We start from the raw sequence: 18982 nt of genomic DNA on the forward strand, positions 1-18982 counted from the left end.
CGGGAACCTAGAGGTTTGTGGCCGGCGCCGAAAGCCTCACGGACCCGTGCGCGGACGGCTCAGCCACGCCAGGGTGCCGGCCAGCCCCGCCAGGTCCTCGACCACCCTTGTGCCGCGCAGCGTCAGCCCGTGGCCGGCCGCCTTGCCTGCGTGATGAAGCAGCCGCGCGCCGGCATCGGTGGAATCGTGCCGGGCGCGATAGATCTGCCGCGACAGCGCCATGTGGAAGGCCTTGCGCCAGCGGATCCGCAGCGACGGCGCCGAGGACCGCCCGCCGGCATGCGTGACCACCGCGCCGGGCACATGGATCACCGCGCGCCCGCGGGCCAGGGCGGCGGCGCAGATGGCGTCGTCCTCGTAGAACAGGAACAGCGATTCGTCGAAGCGCAGCGCATCCGCCGGGCGCAGCAGCATCGCCGCGCCGGAGGCGAATTCGACGCAGGCCGGCCCCTCCGGCCAGGGCTCGCCGTCGCGCCGGCGCGGCAGGCGGCGCCGGCGCTTCTGCGCGGCATCGGTGGATCGCACGCGGCGGCCATCCGCGCCCAGGATGGCGGGCGCCAGGATGGCGGCGTCGGGCCAGGCATCGGCGGCGGCCACCAGGGCGTCGATCGCGCCGGGCGCGAGGCGCGCATCGGGGTTGAGCAGCAGCACGAATTCCGTGCCCGCCCGGTCCATCCCGGCATTGCAGCCGGCGCCGAAGCCGCGGTTCACGGCGTTGCGGATGATGGTCGCGCGCGGCGCCGCGGCGGCGACGCGATCCGCCGTGCCGTCGCCGCTGGCATTGTCCACGACCACCAGCGCCAGGGCGCCCGGCAGCGAGTCGAGGAAGCCGCCGATCGCGTCGGCGCTGTCATGCGTCACGGTCACCACCGTGACGCGCGCGGCGGCGGTCACGCGCCGGCCCGGCGCCGCGCCTTCAGGGCAGCACCTTGCCGGGATTCATCACGCCCCGCGGGTCCAGCGCTGACTTGATCTGCTGCATGGTCGCGAGCTCGGCGCCGCCGCGCCAGGCTTCCATCATGTCGGTCTTGAGCCGGCCGATGCCGTGTTCGGCGGAGAACGACCCATCGAGGTCGCGCACCACCGCGTTCACCGTGTCCATGATGTCGTGGCTGCGCGCGAGGAAGGCGTCGGGGTCCATGCCCACCGGCTGTTCCAGGTTCATGTGGATGTTGCCGTCGCCCATATGGCCGAAGGGGACGGGGCGGATGCCGGGGATCAGCGCCTCGCAGGCGGCGGAGGCGCGGCGGATCAGCTCCGGCACGCGGCTGACGGGCACCGAGACGTCGTTCTTGACGCTGGCACCTTCCTTGCGCTGCGCCTCGGGGTGTTCCTCGCGGATGCGCCACAGGGCGGCACGCCGCGCCTCGCTGCCGCCCATCACGGCGTCCAGCACCTCGCCCGATTCCAGCGCGGCGTTCAGCACCTGCTCAGCCAATCCCATCAGGTCGGCGTCGGCGCGGGTGGAGGCGAGGTCGACCAGGATGTAATGGTCCGCGCGTTCGGCCACCGGCAGCGTGACGCCCGGGATGTGCTTCACCGCGAAATCGACGCCCAGGCCCGACATGTATTCGAAGGCGCGGATGGCGGTTTCGTCCACGTCGCGGAAGCGGCGGAACACCGCCAGCGCGGCGGCTTCGTCGGCCACCGAGCAGAACAGCACCTCGTTCACCCGCGGGCGCGCGAACAGCCGCAGCGTGGCGGCGGTGATGATGCCGAGCGTGCCCTCCGCCCCCACGAACAGATGGCGCAGCGCGTAGCCGGTATTGTCCTTGCGCAGCCGGCGCAGGCCGTTCCAGACCTGCCCGTCGGGCAGCACCACTTCGAGGCCCAGCATCAGCTCGCGCGCATTGCCGTAGCGCACCGTGGTGTTGCCGCCGGCATTGGTGGAGAGGATGCCGCCGATCATCGCCGTGCCCTCGCCGCCGAAGGACAGCGGGAACAGGCAGTTCGCCTCGGCCGCGGCGTCCTGCGCGGTCTTCACCACCACGCCCGCTTCGGCGGTCATGGTCATGTCGATCGGGTCGATGTCTCGGATGCGGTTGAGCCGCGCCAGCGACAGCACGACGGAGCGCCCGTTGCCCTCCGGCGTCGCGCCGCCGACCATCGAGGTATTGCCGCCCTGCGGCACGATGGCGATGCCCGCCTGCGCGCAGATCCGCACGCAATCCGCGACCTGCTGGGTGTTCGCGGGGCGCAGCACCGCAAGCGCGGCGCCGCGATACAGCCCGCGCCAGTCGGACAGCGCGGGGGCGATGTCGGCCGGGTCGGTCAGCAGGCCGGTCGGGCCAAGCAGGGCAGCGAGGGCGTCAGGCAGGTCAGACATGACGCCCGGTGTGCCGCGCCAGCCGCCCGCCGGTCAATCTCAGCCGCCGCCGCCCATGCGGGCAAACACCTGGCGATCGCGATTTTCCTGCATCAGCATGGTCAGGCTGGGGAACTTGCCGAAGCCCAGGCCCTGGGGCGGGCCGCCCTCGGGGTCGGGCTCGATCTTGCCGTAGGGTTCGGAGGACAGTTTCTCCCACTTCCCGGCGGGCTTCTTCGCCTCGATCGTCACCACCGTCGCCTTCAGCAGCATCCGCACGATCGCCTCCTTGGGCGAGGACGGCTTGGTCAGCGAGGGGTTGCCGCCGACCATCGTCCAGCCGTTGGCCAGCGCCCAGGCGGTCAGCGCGTCCTTGTCCATCATGGGCTTGGTCCTTCGGTTGTCGCGGCCTTCTGCGCGCCGGCCGGCGGCGGCGCAAGGCTGTCGCGCGTCTCGCCGGGGCTGGGCTTCAGCCCGTAGCGTTCCACCAGCGCCCAGACATGGCGCGGGATCATGTTGCGCATCATCGCGGGCTTTTGCCGGCGCAGATGCAGCACCGTCTCGATCGCCTTCATCTCGACGCGGGCGCGGGCGAATTCCAGGCCGCGGGGCCCGATGCGCGGCTGCAGCCACGCCACGATGGGGCGCGCCCAGTTCGGCATGCGGCGCAGCGGCAGGCCGCCGGCGGCGCGTTCGGTATTCGCCATGAAGCCGCGCACGGCGGCGCTGCGGCGGCCGGAATCGCGCGGCGTTTCCACCAGCACCTCGTCGCCGAGCAACGACAGCAGCGCCTCGCCGCGCGGGTTCCGCACGATCAGCCACTGCGCGCCGGTGCCGCCCATGTAGCCGACCGTGATGTCGGCCAGCACGTTGGTGTAGTCCACGCAGGTGCGACAGGTCAGCGGGAAGAAATCGCCCGGCAGGTCGGCCAGCGGCAGCAGCAGGAACGGGATCTCGCGCTTGCGGCCATCGGCGTGGCGGATCTCGACATGGTAGTCGGCGCGGAATTCCAGGTAGGTCACGGTCGCCGGCGACGGGTCCACCAGTGCGAGGAACTTGTGGAAATTGCCGGTGGTGGTGTTGTCGGAACAGGGCGTGCCGATGACGAAGATCTCCTCGAAGCCGAGGCGTTCTTCCAGCGCGCGCAGCGCATAGACCTGGCAGGGTATGCCGATGATCGCCACGCGCCTGTGCCCCGCCGCCGCGGCCGGTTCCAGCAGCGCCAGCAGCGGCGCGTAGCCCATCCGCATGCCGCGGCACTGCGCGAGGTCCGCCGCGTCCGTGACCAGCACCGGCACCGGCTTCCAGCGGTCGTCCGGATCGGGCGCCATGGTCAGCACGGCGGTGACCGCGCCGGTTTCCAACAGGCGTTCGGCGATGCGCGTGGTGATGCCGGTCCATTGCGCGCCGCCCGATGGCGGGCGCAGCGCGGCGCGGACCATGCGGCGGAACGGGCCGAAATGCGCTTCGTCCGGGCGCGCCGGGTCGCGCGCGCGGCCATGCACGCGCGCCTCCAGCGCCGCGTAGTCCGGCTGGATGAACTGGCAGGCCGTGCCGCAGGCCTTGGCATCCGCCATGCGGGAGACGCCGCAATCGGTGCACAGCCCGCGCGGCGCGGCATCGCGCAGCGGCGGCGTGGTGATGCTCACAGGAATGCCACGCCGATCACCGCACCCGCGCCCAACACCCACAACGGGGAAAAATCCGTCCGCCACACGAACACCGCCGAACACGCCGTCAGCACCGCCGGCAGCCACCCCGTCGCGGTGCCCTGCGCCAGGATCAGCCCCGACGCGCCGATCAGCCCGACCGCGATCGGCACCAGGCCGCGTTCCACCACCCGCAGCCAGAACCGCCCCGCCAGCCGCGCGCGCAGCCGCGAGAATCCGAAGGCCATGAAGGATGTCGGCAGCGTCATCGCGAGCGTTGCCGTCAGCATGCCGAGCACCCCGCCGACATGCCAGCCGAACAGCCCCACCACCAGCACGTTCGGCCCCGGCGCCGCCTGCGCCAGGGCGAAGCGCTGCGCGAAATCGGCGCTGCTCATCCAGCCATGCACATCGACCACCAGGCGGTGCATCTCGGGCAGCACCGCGATGCCGCCGCCGACCGAGACCAGGGATATGGCGCCGAAGCCCAGCACCAGCTGCCAGAAGATCGTGGCGGTCATTTCGCGCGCAACGCCCGCCAGGCCGCCGCGATGCCGAAGGGCGCCAGCCCCAGCACCACATAGGGCAGCGGTACGCGCAGCACCCCCGCCGCCACCAGCGCGCACACCCCCACGGCCAGCAGCGTGGGCGGCGGCTTCAGCTTCTGCGTCATCTTGGCCGCGGTGCCCAACACCATGCCCGCCGCCGCCGCCGCCACGCCGGCCAGCACCGCCTTGACCACCGGCACCTCGCCATAGGCATCGTAGAACATCGCTAGCCCCGCCAGCAGGATCAGCGGCCCGCCGAACAGCGCTACCGGCGCGGCGATGGCCCCCGCCGTGCCGTGGAAGCGGTCGCCCACCATGATCGCGGCGTTCAGCGCATTGGGCCCGGGCAGGACCTGGCCCAGGCCCAGCGTCTCGGCATAGTCCTGGTCGGACAGCCAGCGCTTTTCCTCGACCAGCACGCGCCGCGCCCAGGCATTGATGCCGCCGAAGCCGATCAGCCCGATGCGGCCATAGGTCAGGAACAGGTCGGCCAGGGTCGGCACGGGGCGCGCGGGCTGGGCATCGGTCATGCGCCAGCAGGGGACATGGCCGCCGGCGCCAAGGCAATCCCCCCAAAGGCCGGCGGCCTCTCAAGCCGCGTCGTTGAGCGCCCAGTCATAGGCGAAGCCATCGAGGAAAGGCACCGCCCTGATCGCCGCGGCGAGCGGCGGCGCGGCGTGTTCCAGCAGATGCGGCACGACCCCGTCCCAGCCGCCGAAATCCGCGGCGAACCAGGCAAACAGGCTCGACACCGCAAGCCCGCGCCGGCCCGGCGTCACGCCACGCGGATGGTTGACATAGCCGCGCGCGCCCTGCGCCATCAGCAGCGCGGCATTGGCGGGCGTCAGGGCGCGCTCCGGCAGGTCCGGGCAGCCGAGCGATGCGCAGTTCACCACGTAGTGGATGCGCGGGTCGCGCCAGATCGGCCGCAGGATCCGGTGCTCGATGGCGTTGAGGCTGACCGCCTCGCCCTCGATGCGCAGCAGCGGCGCGTCCCACGGCCCGCCGATCAGCAGGCTGCCGCCCAGGTCGATGTCGCGGATCGAGCGCACCGGCCAGGCATCCAGCACCACCCGCACGGTCAGCGCATTGTACAGGTTGACCCAATAGGCGAACTGCCCGTCCCGCGGCAGGCGCGAGACCGGCACCGCCTGCGCCATCGCCAGGTAGCCATCGAGCACCGCGCGCCCGTCAGCCGCCAGGGCGCGATAGGCGAAGCGCGCGATCCCATCCGCACCGGCGCGGCGATGGCGCCGCAGCAGGCCATCCCAGGCGGCGTGGTCGACCTGCAGCGTCGCGCCGGGATCATGCGCGGCCCAGCGTGACCAGAGCCGGGCGCGCGGCGCGAACAGGGCCTCGAACCGGTTGGCCCGCGCCGGGCCCGGCAGGCCGGCGCCGGCCAGCGCCAGCACCACCGCGCGCCGATCAGCGGTCACGGAATTCCGGCGCGGCCAGGCGTGCCAGGGCCCGCCCGCCAAGGTCGTCGGTATCGACCGAGAAGATGACATGGGTCGGCGCCGGCGCGGCCTCGCCGAAGGCGGTGCGGAAATCCGCCGCCGGTTCGGCCGCATCGGCCAGCCAGGTGCCCAGCGGCGCCTCCGGCCCGCGCCGCACCACCTGCGCCGCCCGCCCACGGCTGCCCGGCGTCGCCAGGCGCGTGCCCGGCGGGGCCGTGCCGCCCCACACATAGGACAGCAGCCGCCCCGACAACGCACCCAGGCCCAGCAGCGACCCGAAGGAGGGAAACCCGCCCGCCGCCGGATAGGCCAGGTGCACCGCCGCAGGGCGGTCATCGGCGCCGGCCACCGACAGGTCGCTCGCCGGCGGCGCGGCATCGACGCGCCAGCGCCAGGCCAGGCGCGGCGCCTGCGCCTCGGCCGGCGTCAGCGGCCGCACCAGGAAGCCCACGGCGCGGTCGGCTTCCATCACCAGCGTCGCGTCGGCCTCCTGCCAGGCGCGCGCGGCGCGCCGCCCGGGCGCGGCGATGAAGCGCCAGCCGGCCGCCGCCAGCGCATCGGCGCCCTCACCCCGCACGGGTGCGATGGCGCAGGCGCCCAGGATCAGCCGCCGGCGCATCGCCGCCGCTCCGAATCATACGCCCGCGCGAGCCGCGCGGCATCCGCCCCCGCCAGGTGCCGCGCATGCAGCCAGGCCCAGCCGGCAACGATGCGCGCCGGATGCCGCCCGGCGAAGCGGCGCGAGGATGTGACCAGTGGCGGATCGGCGATGCACAGCAACGGGCCGGCCGTGCGCAGCCGACGCACCAGGTCGTAATCCTCCATCAGCGCAATCGGCCGCACGCCGCCGACCGCCTCCAGCACGGCGCGGCGGACGAAGATGCCGCTATCCCCGTAGAACAGGCCGCGGCGGCGCAGCCAGGCGTAGAACCCGCCGAGCCAGGCATCGAAGCCGGTGCCGCCGTCGAACAGCAGCCGGAAGTTCCCGCCCACCGCCTGCGGGGCGGCCGCCAGCGCCGTGCCGACCGCGGTGACGATGCCGCGCCGCGGCCGGGTATCGGCATGCAGCATCAGCACCGCCTCGCCCCGGGCCAGCGCCAGGCCGGCGCCGAGTTGCGCGCCACGCCCGCGCGGCGCCACCAGCACCTGCGTCGCGCCGGCCGCGCGGGCGGCGCCGGCGGTGCCGTCCTCGCTGCCGCCATCGGCGATGATCGCCTCCGACGGCCAGGGATCGGCCCTGAGGGCGGCCAGCAGGGGCGCGATCCGCGGCGCCTCGTTGAGCGTGGGGATGACCACGGAAACCATGCCCCGCGCGTCGGGGCGGCATGGCGTGTCGGGCCTGGGGGGGGCAGTGCCGGTCATCGGCCCGGTTTCGCGCGAAGCCGAGGCCCGGTTACGGTTGGCCCGCAGGCGCCGGGCATTTCCATCGGCGGCGGGGAACGGTAGACGACCGCGACCGCGCAGCGCGCGGCCCACCACCTGGAAGGCTCCGCCCCATGCCGACCCGCCGCACCCTGTTGAGCGCCCTCGGCGGCGCCCCTGCCCTCATGGCCCTGCCCGCCGCCGCGCAGGACGCCACCTTCCCGAACCGACCGATGCGCATCCTGCTGGCCTTCGCGCCGGGCGGCGGGACCGACCTGATCGCCCGCGCGCTGGCCGGGCCGATGCAGGGCATCCTGGGCCAGCCGGTGGTGGTCGAGAACCGGCCCGGCGCCGGCGGCAACATCGCCACCGAGGCTGCGGCCACCGCCCGTCCGGACGGCTACACGATGCTGATGGGCAACCACGGGCCCATGAGCGTGAACGTCACCCTGTTCCGCAACATGCGCATCGACCCCGAGCGTGCCCTGGAACCCATCGGCCTGGTGGCGGATGCGCCGCTGGTGGTGGTGGTCGGGCCGAAGTCGCGCGCGCAGACCCTGCCGGAACTGCTGGCCGAGATCCGCGCCGCCAACGGCAACATCACCTATGGCAGCGCATCCAACGGGTCGGCCAGCCACCTGGCGGCGGCGCTGATGCTGCAGATGGCCGGGCTGACCGCCGAGCACGTACCCTTCCGCGGCGCCGCGCCGGCACTGACCGACGTGGTCGCGGGCCATCTGCACTTCATGATCACCACCCTGCCCTCCGTGGTCGGGCTGCTGAATGGCGGGCAGTTGCGGCCCATCGCGGTGACCGGCGAGACGCGCATGGGCGTGCTGCCCAACGTGCCGACCGTCGCCGACACCATCCCCGGCTACAAGGCGACCGCCTGGTACGGCCTGCTGGTGCCGCGCGGCACGCCGGCGCCGATCAAGGAACGCCTGTTCGCCGCGATGCGCCAGGCACTGTCCGATCCCGACGTGATCCGCCGGCTGCGCGACGAGGGCGCGGAGCCGTCCTCGATGGATGGCGAGGCCTTCGCGCGGCTGATCCGCTGGGAACGCGAGCGCTGGGCGACCGTCATCCGGCAGGCGAACATCACCGTGGACTGACGGCGCCGCGCGCCGCTGCGCACGCCGTTGCCCGGCCGGGCACGCCGGCCCGGTCGGGAACGGCTCATGTGTCCTGCCCGCGAAGTGCGTGGGTTTCGTCACGCACGCAGCGGACAAGCAGGCCGCTGAAAGCAAGGGCTGGTGGCCCGAAGACGAAGCCCGCGGGGCTTCGGAGCCGGGACACTAGCCGAACCGCCCATCCCGCGCGATGCTGCGCGCCAAGCAGCATCAACCTGAGGGATGGGAAGCGCATGAGCGCAGCAGTGCCGATCGCCGGCCACAAGTTCATCATCGTGGGCGGGGCGAGCCTGGTCGGCTCCGCCACCGCGGCCGAGCTGCTCGATGCCGGCGCGCGCGAGGTCGTGCTGTTCGACAATTTCTCGCTGGGCTCCGAACAGGCCATCGCGCATATCAAGGACAACCCGCGGCTGAAGACCGTGCGCGGCGACGTGATGCGCCTGCCCGACCTGCTGCGCGCCATGGAAGGCTGCGACGGCGCGCTGCTGCTCGCCGCCTACATGACGCTGAACATGAACACCGACCCCTGGGGCGGGTTGGATGTGAACATCCGCGGCGTGCAGAACGCGCTGGAGGCGGCGCGCGCCAACAAGGTGCGCAAGGTCGTCTTCGCATCGTCGAACGCGGTCTATGGCTACGGCCCCGGCGTGAAGGGCGACCTGGTCGAGGACACGCCCTTCTATTCGGTCGGCGCGCCACCGGCCGCGATCCTGTACGGCGCCACCAAGATCATCGGCGAACAGCTCTGCCGCGACGCCAAGCGCCGCTTCGGGCAGGACTACGTCGTGCTGCGCTATTCCACCGTCTATGGCGAACGCCAGCACTACCGCGCGGCGAATGCGCTCTACATCATCGAGACCTGGGACCGCGTGAAGCGCGGCGAACGCCCGCAGGTGTTCGGCGACGGGTCGGAGACCAAGCACTTCGTCTATGTCGGCGACCTCGCGCGCGCCAACCGCATGGCCTTCGAATCGCCGGCCACCGACGTGGCGGTGAATACCTCGGGCCCCACGCCGATCACCACGCTGGACCTGGTGAAGATGGTCACGAAGCTGGCCGGTTCGACGATCGAACCGGAATTCGTCGGCGACACGCCGGGCAAGGTGCGCCTGACCTCCGGCGGCGCCTTCCGCATCGCGCATGAGGAAGCCTTCGCCGCCATCGGCTGGAAGCCGGAAGTCGGCATGGAGGAAGGGCTGGCCCGCCTGATGCGCTGGATCGACGGCAATGAGGCCCGTGCCGCCTGACCTGCCCATGATGGCGCGGGTCGAGGCGATCGCCCGCGCCACGCCCGACCGCGCCGCCTTCATCCGCGCCGATGGCCCGGTGGGCTACGCGCAGGTGACACGCGAGGTGCGCGCGCTCGCCGAGCAGTTCCTGCGCGCCGGGATCGCGCCCGGCGATGCGGTCGGCATCACGATTGCGGATGACTGGACGCATATCCTGTGCTCGCTGGCGCTGATCCGGCTGGGGTGCCGCCAGGTCGGCCTGCCGCGGCGCGACCCCGTGCCGCTGCGCGAGGACCTGGCGCGCCGCGTCGGCGTGGTCGCCATCATCGCCGATGACGCGGCCGATGCGCTGGGCGGCGCCACGCTGGTGCGCCCCGACCGCGAGGCCGCCGCCGCCGCCGCCGACGCGCCCGGCAGCCTGCCGCCGATCGGCTTCGGCGAACTGGTCATGGCGACCTCCGGCACCACCGGCCGGCCCAAGCTGATGGTCGCGCGCGAGCCCATGCTGCTCGACCAGGCGGAGCGCATCGCCGGCTTCGGCGGGATCTTCCTGCATCGCCCGAGCTTCGACGGCAACCACAGCAAGCGCCTGAGCTACCGCAGCCTGGTCACCGGCGGGACCGAGGTGCTGGCGCAGGACCTGCCGCCGCGCGACCTTGCGGCGCTGGTGGCGCGCCACGGCGTCACGCGCGTCCATCTGGCGCCGCGGGACCTCGCGACTTTGCCCGATGCGCTGGGCGATGCGGCCTGGCCCGCCGGCACGTCCATCGTCACCACCGGCACGCGCGTGCCCCAGACCGTGCGGCGCGACGTGCAGCGCCGGCTCGGCTGCGCGCTGCACGTCGTCTATGGCACCACCGAGGCCGGCATCGTCAGCATCGCCGGCCCGCACGACCATGACGACCACCCGGATTCCGTCGGCAGGATCCTGCCGGGCGTCGCGGCCGAGGCGCTGGACGATGCCGGGCGGCCGCTGCCGGAAGATGCGGACGGGCTGCTGCGCTTCCGCACCCCGGCGCAGGTCGATGGCTACCTCGATGACCCGGAGGCCGACGCGACGTATTTCCGCGACGGCTGGTTCCACCCCGGCGATGTCGGCCGGCGGCTGCCGGGCGACGTGCTGCTGGTGGCGGGGCGCGCCGATGACCGCATGACGCTCGGCGTCATCAAGATCTTTCCCGCCGAGATCGAGGCTGTCGCCGAAGGCTTCCCCGGCCTGGTGGAATGCGCGGTGTTCCCGCTGCCCTCGGCGGCCTTCGGCGAGATCCCGGTGCTGGCGGCGGTGGTGCGCGAGGGCTTCGATGCCGCGGCGCTGCTGGCGCATTGCCGCGCGCGGCTGGGCATGCGCGCGCCGCGCCGCATCGTGGTGGTGCCGGCCCTGCCGCGCAACGCGCAGGGCAAGGTGCTGCGCCGCGAACTGGCGCGGGTGGCGGGCGGGCCCTGACCTCGCGGCGCCGCCCGGCCCATGCCATGCTGGCGCAAAGCACTGCATGGAGGACGTCATGACAACGACAAGAAGAACACTGCTGGCCGCCGGCGCCGGCCTCGCCGCGCCGGGCATCGCGCCGGCCTTGGCGCAGGCCAATCGCTGGCCGGAGAAGCCGGTCGAGATCGTCGTCGGCTTCGTCCCGGGCGGCGCCACCGACCTCGATGCCCGCGCCATCGCACCCATGCTGGAACGGCGCCTCGGCGGGCCGGTGGTGGTGGTGAACCGCCCCGGCGCGGGGGGCGAGGTCGCGCTCGCCTCGGTCGCGCGGGCGCGGCCGGATGGGCATGTGCTCGGCACCACCAACATGCCCGGGCTGCTGACCATCCCGATCGAACGCAGCGCGCAGTTCAAGCTCGATGACTTCGCCGGCATCGCGAACCTGGTCACCGACCCGACCGCCATCACCGTGCACGAGGACAGCCCCTATCGCACGCTGCCCGACCTGGTCGCCGCGGCGCGCGCGCGGCCCGAGACCATCACCTACGCCTCGCCCGGTGTCGGCACCGACGACCACCTGCAGCTGGTGCTGCTGCAGGCGGCGACCGGCACGCGCTGGGTGCATGTGGTGTTCCAGGGCGACCCGCAGCTGATGGCGGCGGTGCTCGGCAAGCAGGTCGATGCGATGGGGCTGAACCTCGGCCCGGTCTCGGCCAATCGCGACAAGCTGCGGACCCTGGCGATGGCGGGTGCGGCGCGCAGTTCCTTCCGGCCCGACGTGCCGACGCTCAAGGAACTGGGCTTCGATGTCGAGATGGCCTCGGAGCGCGGCCTGGTCACGCAGGCCGGCGTGCCGCCCGCGGTGCTGGCCAAGCTGCGCGAGGCGATGGCCGACGTGGTGCGAGACCCTGCCTTCGTCAGCGCCTTCCGCGCCCGCTTCACCGAACCGCGCCCGGAAGGCGGCGAGGCCTGGTTCACCCGCCTGCGCGGCCTGCAGGAGGGCTACCGCACCCTGTACCAGCGCACGCCCTGGTCGCAGCGCTGACCGGCAGGCCGGCGCCGGCGCGGGGTGGCGGCGCGCCTGACCACCGCGCGGCTGATCGCCGTACGAAACGGCGCGGGCGCCACGCCGGGGCGCGCTGGCGCTGTGCCAGCGCATCGACCGCGTGGCAGTTGTCGCGCGCAGGCGCCGATGGTGGCGGCGCTGCCGCGGGGCCGGGGGCTGCGGGGCGACCTGCCGCGGCTGGCCCAACGTCTGCCTTGATGGCGCGCGGCACGTCGATCAACCCCAGGTTGGGATTGGCGTTGCGCCTTGCCCGAAGCTGGGCGGCTCGTCACATTGCGCGACCTTGAGACCGCCGGGACACGACGCCACGACCATGGACCACCAGCCCAGCCCGCCACCGCATCACGCCGCCCGCCTGCGCGACCTGGTGGCCACCGGCGTGCGCGCCAATCCGGTGGTGACCGTGAACGATCCGGCCCTGCTCGCGCGGCTCGCGGATCCGGCGGCGGATTGCAGCTTCGAGGAGCTCGGCTTCGACTCGCTGGCGCGCATGGAGCTGTGCATCTGGATGCAGGTCGAGGCCGGGTTCGAGGTCACCGAGGGCGAGCTGCTCGACCATCCCTCGGTCGGCGCGCTCGCCACGCATCTCGCCCTGCGCGGCTGATGGATGTCGTCGCCGAACTGGCGCGTTGCGCGACGACCGCCGATCGCTACCGGCTGCAGATCGAGGCCGAGAACGAGCTGAGCCCGGCCGAGATCGACGCGCTGCACGCGCGCGCCGCCGGCCTGCCGGATGCGTCGCGCGACTGGGTCGACAAGCTGGCGGCGATGTGCCGGCGCATCCGCGATCCGATCCAGCCCTTCCGGCGCCGTGCCCTGGCGCCCGAGGTGTCGTTCTTCGAGGGCTCGGCGCCGCCCGGCGCGCCGCGTGCGCTGGTGGTGGCCTTCGCGGGCGTGGCGAAGCGCATGATGCTGCCGCTGGGGCCTTTCCTGCAGGGGCTGCCGGCGGACCGCTGCGACGTGCTGGTGCTGCGCGATCCCGACCGGCTCGCCTTCCTCGCCGGGCTGCCCGGCTATGCGGCGGACCTGCCGGCGCTGGCGGCGCGCATCGCGACAGACCTGCCGATGGCGCGCTATTCCGGGGCGGCCTGCATCGGGGCCAGTTCCGGCGGCGCCGCCGCGCTGGCCTTCGGTCCGCTGATCGGCGCCGGGGTCGCGGTGTCGCTGGGCGGGCTGCATCCGCGCGGCATGCCGCTGCGCCACGCCGCGACGCCGATCGACCGCTATGTTTTCGACGCGCTGCGCGCCGGCACGCCGAAGGCGGCCACGCGGCTGGTCTGCGCCCATGGCGAGGATTTCCTGCGCGACTGCGTGCGCAGCCGCCTGCTGGCGATGACGGTGCCGGGCAGCGAGGTGCTGGTGGTGCGGGGCGTCGCGCTGCACGGCGTCGTGGCCGGGCTGTTCCAGCGCAATGCCCTGGCGCGCTTCCTGGAGGAAGTGCTGCTGGACGGGACGCTCCCTGCCGACGGCGCCTGGCAGCCCTGATCAGGCGGCGCGCGGCGCCAGGCTGTCGCGGATGAAGCCGACCAGCGGGTCGACCAGCGCCGAGCGCCCCTCGGCGTCGCCGAACAGGCACATCTCGGCGGTGCCGCAGGGCGGCAGGCCGGGCAGTTCCTCGAGGCCCGGCGGCAGCCCGGACCGGCCCAGCACCGTCGCGGCGAAGCCCGCCTGCGATGCCGCCGCCACGCCCAGCAACGAGGCCGAGGTGTAGAGCACCTCGCAGGCGATGCCGGCGCGGGCGAGCGCGGCCAGCGCGCGGTCGCGGAACATGCAGCCCTGCGGCAGCATCGCCACCGGCAGGGCGCGGTCGGGCGGCGGGGTCCAGCCGGGTGCCGCGACCCAGATGATGGTCTCGGTGAAGATCGCCCGGCCCTCGGTCTCACCGTCGCGCCGCTTGCCCAGCACCAAATCCAGCGCGCCATCGGCCATCGCGGCGCGCAGGTCGTGGCTGCGCCCGACTTCGACTTCAAGGCGCACCTCCGGATAGGTCTGCGCGAAGCGCGCCAGCACCGGGGCCAGGTTGCGCGGGATGAAGTGGTCCGCCACGCCCAGGCGCAGCCGGCCGGCGACCGGCGGGGCGATCATGCGGCGCACCGCCTCGTCGTTCAGCGCCAGGATGCGGCGCGCATAGGCCAGCAGCGTCTCGCCATCGCGCGTCAGGGTCACGCCGCGCCCGCCGCGGTCGAGCACGCGCCTGCCCAGGATCTCCTCGAGCCGCTTCACCTTCAGGCTGATCGCCGATTGCGTCAGGCCGAGCGCCAGGCCCGCCGCGGTGAAGCCGCCGCGCTCGGCCACCGTGACGAAGCCGCGCAGCAGGTCGAGGTCGAGATCCGGGACGCGCATGGCATGAGGAACCATCATGCCGCCTGGCGCGTCAATGATGCCCGCAAATGAAATGGGCCGGACCCCGCAGGGTCCGGCCCGGTCCCGACCCGCTGGGCGGGATCAGATCTCCTCGTCGCCGCCCCAGCCGCCGCCGTCATCGGCGGCGCCCCAGGCGTCCTGCGGCTCGGCCGCGGCGTCCTGGCCCCAGGCGGAGTCGGCCGGGGCCTTTTCGCCACCGCCCCAGCCGCCGTCGTCGGCGCCGGCGGTCGGCGTGGCATCGGTCCCGCCGGTGCCGAGGCCGCCGGCAGCCGCGGCCTGCGCCGCACCGCCGCCGCCCAGCGCGCCCATCAGCATGTTGCCCAGCAGCATGCCGCCCGCGACACCCGCCGCGGCGGCCGCCGCCGTGCCGAGGAAGCCCATGCCGCCGCGCGTCTGCTGCTGCATCGCCTGCGGGTTGTAGCCCGGCGGGTATTGCGGCTGCGGGCGCGGCGGCATCGCCGGGGGCATCGGCGCGTTGGACCGCCCGCCGAACATGCCGCCGAACAGCCCGCCGCCACCCGCCTGCGCGGCCTGCGCCTGGCCCTGGCGGCGCGCGTTCTCGACCTCCCATTCCAGCTGCTGGATGCGGTTGGTGGCCTCGATCAGCGCCGCTTCCTGGGCGAAGGCGGATTGCGTGATGCGGTAGCGCGCCTGCGGATGGCGGGCGAACAGGTCGGCGATCAGCCGATCGGCCTCCGGGTCCATCGGCGGCAGCTCGGGCGTGCGCGCCGGGCCGGTGGCGCCCCAGGGGCCGGAGGGCGCCTGCGCGATCGGCGCGGCGCCGCTCATGCGTTCCACGAAGGCGGTGATGATCCGCCGTTCCTCGTCCGTCATCGCTTGAATCCTCTCCCGACATGGCAGGGGGCGCCGCCTGTGCTCGGCCCGCTCACCCGACGCGGCGCGACATGGCCCGCTGGAGGGACCGATTCAAGATGTGGTGGGGCGCCTGTCACGCACCCGCCATGATGCGGGGCGGCAGGCCCAGGCGGCGCCATTCGATGGCGGGGCAGCGGTCCATCACCACCGCCAGGCCCGCGGCGCGCGCCCGCGCGGCGGCGGCATCGTCGATCACGCCAAGCTGCAGCCAGACCGATCGCGCGCCCAGGCGGATGGCGTCGTCCACCACGGCGCCGGCCTCGGCGGAGCGGCGGAAGATGTCGACCATGTCGAGCGGCGCGGCGTCGTCGAGCGCGGCCAGCGCCGGGATGCCGTGGACGGGGCGCCCGGCCAGCGCGGGGTTGACCGGCAGCGCGTCGTAGCCGCGGTCGAGCAGGAAGCGGAAGACGCCGTTGCTCGGCCGGGCGGGACGGTCGGAGGCGCCGACCACGGCGATGCGGCGGGTGGCGAGCAGGAGGTCGCGGATGCCGTCGTCGTTCAAAGGAACACCGCGACCTGGTCGAGCGCCTTCTTCGTGATCACCGGCACCCGGCACGGCTCGGCGGGGTGGCCGGCGACGATGACCATCAGCGCCTTCTCGTGATCCGGACGGCCGCAGGCCTCGGCCAGGAACCCCATGGGAGACGGGGTGTGCGTGAGTGTCGCCAGCCCCGCGAGATGCAATGAGGCGATCAGCAACCCGCAGGCGATCCCCACGCTCTCGGGCACGTAGTAGTGCTTCACGCGCTGGCCGTCCGGCCCGATGCCGTGGCGCTGCGCGAAGACCACGATCAGCCAGGGCGCGGTCTCGAGGAAGGGCTTTTCCCAATTGGTGCCGAGCGGGGCCAGCGCGTCGAGCCATTCCATCCCGGCGCGCCCGGCGTAGAAGGCGCGTTCCTCGGCCTCGGCGGCGGCGCGGATGCGTGCCTTCAGCGCCGGGTCCGCCACGCAGGCGAAGGTCCATGGCTGCTGGTTGGCACCGGAAGGCGCGCTGGCCGCGGTCATCACCGCGGCTTCGATCAGCGCGCGCGGGACCGGCCGGGCAGAGAAGTCGCGCACCGTGCGCCGCCGGCGCATGGCGGCGAGGAAGCCGGCGGCGCGCGCCGCGCTCTGCGCCTCGTCCAGCGGTTCGACGGCATGCGCTTCGAAGGCCGGCGTCATGGGCCCGCCCCCGGCGCATCGTGGCGCTGCGGCGGGGCGCGACGGTGCTGGTGGCGGATCGGCATCAGAATTCCTCGAGCAGCCGCCCGCAGCCTTCGACCCGGTCCATGATCCCGTTGGCGCGCAGCGCGTGCCAGTAGGTGGCGGCGTTGATGGCGATGACCGGCTTGCCGAGCCACAGCTCCGCCATCGCCGCCAGCTTGACCATCGACAGGTTGGTGCCGACCTGGATAATCGCGTCCACGTCGTCGCCATCCAGCCGCTTCAGCGCCTCGACGCATTGCCTGGACGTGATCTGCGCGATGCCGGTCCAGGAGCGCGCCTGCATGGCGATGTCGCGCACCACGCTGAACCCCATGTCGCCGAAATACCGCGCGACTTCCGTGTTCATGGCCGGCCAGTAGGGCGACAGCACCGCCAGGCGCTTCACCCCGCCATGCGCCTGCAGCGCCGCCGTGCAGGAATGCGACCCCACCGAGATATCGAGGCCGGAGAAATCCTTGACCTGCGCGATGAAGCGATCGGCGCCGCGCGCGCCATCGAAGAAGGTGACGGCGGACATGCCCATGACCAGGTAGTCGGGCCCGCAGGTCATCACCGAGCGCACGGCATCGAGCGTATTCGCGCCGATCAGCTCCGCCCCGGCGCGGAAGGTCTCGTTCGAGACGGCATCGGCATTGGGCGTGAAGATGCGGCTGTAGTGGTTGGTCACGCCGGCCGGGCGCATCATGTCGAAATCCGGCTGCACGATGGTGTTGGTGGACGGCCCCATCACGCCGAACAGCCTGCGCCAGCCCAATGCGTCCTTGCCCATCGCCCTGCTCCTGATGCGTCGTGGGCGCGAGCCTGCCACAGGCGCGCGCCGGCGCCAGCCCTCGCCGGTGCGGCCCCGGGCCGGCCCGTGCGGCCGGGATCGAAGGCAGGCGCGATGCGGCACGCAGCGTGCTAGGCATGCGCCCATCCCGGGGCACGCCGCCCCGCGCCGGAGACCGCCGCCGATGAATCGCCGCAGCCTGCTGATCGCCGCGCCCGCCCTCACGCTGCCCCTTGCCGCGCGCGCGCAGGGCGCCTGGCCGGACCGGCCGGTGCGCTGGGTCAACCCGGGGCCGGCGGGCGGCGCGGGGGACGTGCTGTCGCGCCTGGTGGCCGACCGCGTGTCGGCGCGCATCGGCCAACCGGTCGTGGTCGAGAACCGGCCCGGCGCGGGCACCAATATCGGCATGACCGCGGTCGCGCGCGCCGCCCCCGATGGCTACACGATCGGCCTGGCGTCGATCGCCTCCCACGCCGCGAATCGCTGGCTGCACGCGAACATGCCCTTCGATGCGCAGCGCGACTTCGCGGCGGTCGGGCTGATCGCGCTGGTGCCGAATATCGTGGTGGTGCCGCCCACGATCCCGCCGCGCGACCTGGCCGCCTTCGTCGCCTGGGCGAAGGGGCTCGGGCGGCCGCTGAACTTCGGGTCGGTGGGCATCGGGTCGTCGCAGCACCTGGCGGCGGCGCAGTTCGGCCTGATCACCGGCATCGAGATCGTGCACGCGCCCTACAACCAGGCCGGGCAGATGAACACCGACCTGATCGAGGGGCGGCTCGATGTGCTGTTCCAGTCGATCTCGGCGGTGTCGGGCATGGCGCAGGCGGGGCGGATGCGCCCGATCGCCGTCAGCGGGCCCGATCGCGTGCCGGCCTTCCCCGACCTGCCGACGATGCGCGAGCAGGGCGTGGACGTGACCACCACCGGCTGGTTCGGCCTGTGCACGCCCGCGGGTGTGCCGGAGCCGATCCTGGCGCGGCTGGATGAGGCGCTGGCGGCCTCGCTGGCGGAGCCTGAACTGATCCAGCGCATCACCGCCGGCGGATCGGTGCCGCGCGTGATGCGCCGCGCCGAATTCGCGCAATGGATGGCTGGCGAGAGCGAGCGCATGGGCGCCATCGTCCGCGCCACCGGGGCGCAGGTGAACTGATCCGCGTCAGCCGCCCAGCGCGCGCCGCAGCGCGAGGCCGACCGGCACCATCCCGGGGATCACTTCCCGCGTGAAGATACCGAGGGTCGCGAGGAACGGCGCGAGCCCCGCCGGCGCCGGCGGGGCCGCGCCGAGCGCGCCGACCAGCCCCGGTGCTTGCGCCTCGGCCGCCGCGATCGCCGCATCGCGGGCGCGGACCAGTGCGCCATCGTGGAACAGCGGTGCGAGCGTCGCCGGCAGCGCCTCCAGCACCGACGGCCATTGCGCGAGATGCAGGTACAGGCTCGGCATCACGGCCGGGTCCGACAATCCGTGCTGCGCCGCCAGCGCCCGCGCGACAGCCGCCAGGTCCGGCGGCAGGTCGGCAAGCCGCGGCAGCGGCGGCGGCGCGGGCAGGGCCAGGCCTGCTGCGGCCGTCGCGCCGGCCGGCCCCGGCGCCAGGCCG

General features: G+C 73.5%; 21 protein-coding genes and 1 pseudogene. 7 read left to right on the forward strand and 15 right to left on the reverse strand.

Going from position 1 to position 18982, the window contains the following annotated elements:
• Positions 1–36 precede the first annotated feature (36 nt).
• Genes LQ222_RS16070 through LQ222_RS16110 form a run of 9 tightly spaced genes read right to left on the reverse strand, consistent with a single transcriptional unit; the run spans position 37 to position 7264 of the window.
• Positions 37–894, reverse strand: coding sequence for a glycosyltransferase family 2 protein (locus LQ222_RS16070; RefSeq protein WP_230167841.1), 858 nt, complete (start codon positions 892–894; stop codon positions 37–39).
• Positions 895–916: 22 nt separating this feature from the next.
• Complete coding sequence (locus LQ222_RS16075) at positions 917–2326, reverse strand: FAD-binding oxidoreductase (RefSeq protein ID WP_230167842.1); 1410 nt, start codon at positions 2324–2326, stop codon at positions 917–919.
• A 39-nt stretch (positions 2327–2365) separates the two neighbouring features.
• Positions 2366–2689 carry a hypothetical protein gene (locus tag LQ222_RS16080; protein ID WP_230167843.1) on the reverse strand — a complete coding sequence of 108 codons (324 nt, stop codon included), beginning with the start codon at positions 2687–2689 and terminating at the stop codon, positions 2366–2368.
• The gene (locus LQ222_RS16085; RefSeq protein WP_230167844.1) at positions 2686–3954 is read right to left on the reverse strand and encodes a Coenzyme F420 hydrogenase/dehydrogenase, beta subunit C-terminal domain; all 1269 of its coding nucleotides are present in this window, start codon (positions 3952–3954) and stop codon (positions 2686–2688) included. Before LQ222_RS16085 ends, LQ222_RS16080 begins: the two co-directional genes overlap by 4 nt.
• Entirely contained in the window at positions 3951–4475 is a 525-nt protein-coding gene (locus LQ222_RS16090) for a chromate transporter (RefSeq protein ID WP_230167845.1), read from the reverse strand. Before LQ222_RS16090 ends, LQ222_RS16085 begins: the two co-directional genes overlap by 4 nt.
• Positions 4472–5032: a chromate transporter gene (locus LQ222_RS16095; RefSeq protein WP_230167846.1), complete on the reverse strand. Its 561-nt coding sequence runs from the start codon at positions 5030–5032 to the stop codon at positions 4472–4474. Before LQ222_RS16095 ends, LQ222_RS16090 begins: the two co-directional genes overlap by 4 nt.
• Positions 5033–5092: 60 nt before the next feature.
• Positions 5093–5938: a DUF547 domain-containing protein gene (locus LQ222_RS16100; protein WP_230167847.1), complete on the reverse strand. Its 846-nt coding sequence runs from the start codon at positions 5936–5938 to the stop codon at positions 5093–5095.
• Positions 5928–6578 carry a DUF3047 domain-containing protein gene (locus LQ222_RS16105; protein WP_230167848.1) on the reverse strand — a complete coding sequence of 217 codons (651 nt, stop codon included), beginning with the start codon at positions 6576–6578 and terminating at the stop codon, positions 5928–5930. The genes LQ222_RS16100 and LQ222_RS16105 overlap by 11 nt, the downstream gene beginning before the upstream one ends.
• A complete protein-coding gene (locus LQ222_RS16110; protein WP_230167849.1) occupies positions 6563–7264 on the reverse strand; it encodes a glycosyltransferase in 702 nt (233 codons plus the stop codon). The genes LQ222_RS16105 and LQ222_RS16110 overlap by 16 nt, the downstream gene beginning before the upstream one ends.
• Positions 7265–7455: 191 nt before the next feature.
• Here LQ222_RS16110 and LQ222_RS16115 point away from each other — a divergent pair, with 191 nt between their 5' ends.
• The 6 genes from LQ222_RS16115 (at position 7456) to LQ222_RS16140 (ending at position 13657) form a co-directional block, all read left to right on the forward strand.
• Positions 7456–8433, forward strand: a complete 978-nt coding sequence (locus tag LQ222_RS16115) for a tripartite tricarboxylate transporter substrate binding protein (protein WP_230167850.1) — start codon at positions 7456–7458, stop codon at positions 8431–8433.
• Between the two features lie 251 nt (positions 8434–8684).
• The gene (locus tag LQ222_RS16120) at positions 8685–9698 is read left to right on the forward strand and encodes an NAD(P)-dependent oxidoreductase (protein WP_230167851.1); all 1014 of its coding nucleotides are present in this window, start codon (positions 8685–8687) and stop codon (positions 9696–9698) included.
• Positions 9688–11124, forward strand: a complete 1437-nt coding sequence (locus LQ222_RS16125) for a class I adenylate-forming enzyme family protein (protein ID WP_230167852.1) — start codon at positions 9688–9690, stop codon at positions 11122–11124. The genes LQ222_RS16120 and LQ222_RS16125 overlap by 11 nt, the downstream gene beginning before the upstream one ends.
• Positions 11125–11170: 46 nt before the next feature.
• On the forward strand, positions 11171–12151 hold the full coding sequence (locus LQ222_RS16130) for a tripartite tricarboxylate transporter substrate binding protein (protein WP_230167853.1): 981 nt from the start codon (positions 11171–11173) through the stop codon (positions 12149–12151).
• A 334-nt stretch (positions 12152–12485) separates the two neighbouring features.
• On the forward strand, positions 12486–12776 hold the full coding sequence (locus LQ222_RS16135; protein ID WP_230167854.1) for an acyl carrier protein: 291 nt from the start codon (positions 12486–12488) through the stop codon (positions 12774–12776).
• The gene (locus LQ222_RS16140; protein ID WP_230167855.1) at positions 12776–13657 is read left to right on the forward strand and encodes a hypothetical protein; all 882 of its coding nucleotides are present in this window, start codon (positions 12776–12778) and stop codon (positions 13655–13657) included. The genes LQ222_RS16135 and LQ222_RS16140 overlap by 1 nt, the downstream gene beginning before the upstream one ends.
• Here the strand turns inward: LQ222_RS16140 and LQ222_RS16145 are convergent, their stop codons facing one another.
• From LQ222_RS16145 to LQ222_RS16165, 5 genes are all read right to left on the reverse strand, one after another.
• Positions 13658–14515 carry a LysR substrate-binding domain-containing protein gene (locus tag LQ222_RS16145; protein ID WP_230167856.1) on the reverse strand — a complete coding sequence of 286 codons (858 nt, stop codon included), beginning with the start codon at positions 14513–14515 and terminating at the stop codon, positions 13658–13660.
• Positions 14516–14617: 102 nt separating this feature from the next.
• Positions 14618–15370 (reverse strand): DUF2076 family protein, encoded by a 753-nt coding sequence (locus LQ222_RS16150; protein WP_230167857.1) that lies wholly within the window; start codon positions 15368–15370, stop codon positions 14618–14620.
• Between the two features lie 115 nt (positions 15371–15485).
• A complete protein-coding gene (locus tag LQ222_RS16155) occupies positions 15486–15914 on the reverse strand; it encodes a CoA-binding protein (RefSeq protein ID WP_230167858.1) in 429 nt (142 codons plus the stop codon).
• On the reverse strand, positions 15911–16573 hold the full coding sequence (locus LQ222_RS16160) for a nitroreductase family protein (RefSeq protein ID WP_230167859.1): 663 nt from the start codon (positions 16571–16573) through the stop codon (positions 15911–15913). Before LQ222_RS16160 ends, LQ222_RS16155 begins: the two co-directional genes overlap by 4 nt.
• A 64-nt stretch (positions 16574–16637) precedes the next feature.
• Positions 16638–17387, reverse strand: coding sequence for an arylmalonate decarboxylase (locus LQ222_RS16165; protein ID WP_230167860.1), 750 nt, complete (start codon positions 17385–17387; stop codon positions 16638–16640).
• 184 nt (positions 17388–17571) lie between these two features.
• Here LQ222_RS16165 and LQ222_RS16170 point away from each other — a divergent pair, with 184 nt between their 5' ends.
• Positions 17572–18537 (forward strand): tripartite tricarboxylate transporter substrate binding protein, encoded by a 966-nt coding sequence (locus LQ222_RS16170; protein ID WP_230167861.1) that lies wholly within the window; start codon positions 17572–17574, stop codon positions 18535–18537.
• Between the two features lie 6 nt (positions 18538–18543).
• Here the strand turns inward: LQ222_RS16170 and LQ222_RS16175 are convergent.
• Positions 18544–18982, reverse strand: a pseudogene (locus LQ222_RS16175) (hypothetical protein); the annotation flags it as partial.

The sequence above is a fragment of the Roseomonas sp. CECT 9278 genome, from assembly GCF_918698155.1.
Lineage (GTDB): Bacteria > Pseudomonadota > Alphaproteobacteria > Acetobacterales > Acetobacteraceae > Neoroseomonas.

What these genes read in the sequence shown, in the direction of transcription:
- LQ222_RS16150 (WP_230167857.1), bottom strand. Translation starts at nt 15,370, where the DNA reads ATGACGGACGAGGAACGGCGGATCATCACCGCCTTCGTGGAACGCATG.
- LQ222_RS16130 (WP_230167853.1), top strand. Translation starts at nt 11,171, where the DNA reads ATGGAGGACGTCATGACAACGACAAGAAGAACACTGCTGGCCGCCGGC.
- LQ222_RS16080 (WP_230167843.1), bottom strand. Translation starts at nt 2,689, where the DNA reads ATGATGGACAAGGACGCGCTGACCGCCTGGGCGCTGGCCAACGGCTGG.
- LQ222_RS16090 (WP_230167845.1), bottom strand. Translation starts at nt 4,475, where the DNA reads ATGACCGCCACGATCTTCTGGCAGCTGGTGCTGGGCTTCGGCGCCATA.
- LQ222_RS16095 (WP_230167846.1), bottom strand. Translation starts at nt 5,032, where the DNA reads ATGACCGATGCCCAGCCCGCGCGCCCCGTGCCGACCCTGGCCGACCTG.
- LQ222_RS16140 (WP_230167855.1), top strand. Translation starts at nt 12,776, where the DNA reads ATGGATGTCGTCGCCGAACTGGCGCGTTGCGCGACGACCGCCGATCGC.
- LQ222_RS16075 (WP_230167842.1), bottom strand. Translation starts at nt 2,326, where the DNA reads ATGTCTGACCTGCCTGACGCCCTCGCTGCCCTGCTTGGCCCGACCGGC.
- LQ222_RS16145 (WP_230167856.1), bottom strand. Translation starts at nt 14,515, where the DNA reads ATGCGCGTCCCGGATCTCGACCTCGACCTGCTGCGCGGCTTCGTCACG.
- LQ222_RS16165 (WP_230167860.1), bottom strand. Translation starts at nt 17,387, where the DNA reads ATGGGCAAGGACGCATTGGGCTGGCGCAGGCTGTTCGGCGTGATGGGG.
- LQ222_RS16110 (WP_230167849.1), bottom strand. Translation starts at nt 7,264, where the DNA reads ATGGTTTCCGTGGTCATCCCCACGCTCAACGAGGCGCCGCGGATCGCG.
- LQ222_RS16120 (WP_230167851.1), top strand. Translation starts at nt 8,685, where the DNA reads ATGAGCGCAGCAGTGCCGATCGCCGGCCACAAGTTCATCATCGTGGGC.
- LQ222_RS16135 (WP_230167854.1), top strand. Translation starts at nt 12,486, where the DNA reads ATGGACCACCAGCCCAGCCCGCCACCGCATCACGCCGCCCGCCTGCGC.
- LQ222_RS16105 (WP_230167848.1), bottom strand. Translation starts at nt 6,578, where the DNA reads ATGCGCCGGCGGCTGATCCTGGGCGCCTGCGCCATCGCACCCGTGCGG.
- LQ222_RS16160 (WP_230167859.1), bottom strand. Translation starts at nt 16,573, where the DNA reads ATGACGCCGGCCTTCGAAGCGCATGCCGTCGAACCGCTGGACGAGGCG.
- LQ222_RS16115 (WP_230167850.1), top strand. Translation starts at nt 7,456, where the DNA reads ATGCCGACCCGCCGCACCCTGTTGAGCGCCCTCGGCGGCGCCCCTGCC.
- LQ222_RS16170 (WP_230167861.1), top strand. Translation starts at nt 17,572, where the DNA reads ATGAATCGCCGCAGCCTGCTGATCGCCGCGCCCGCCCTCACGCTGCCC.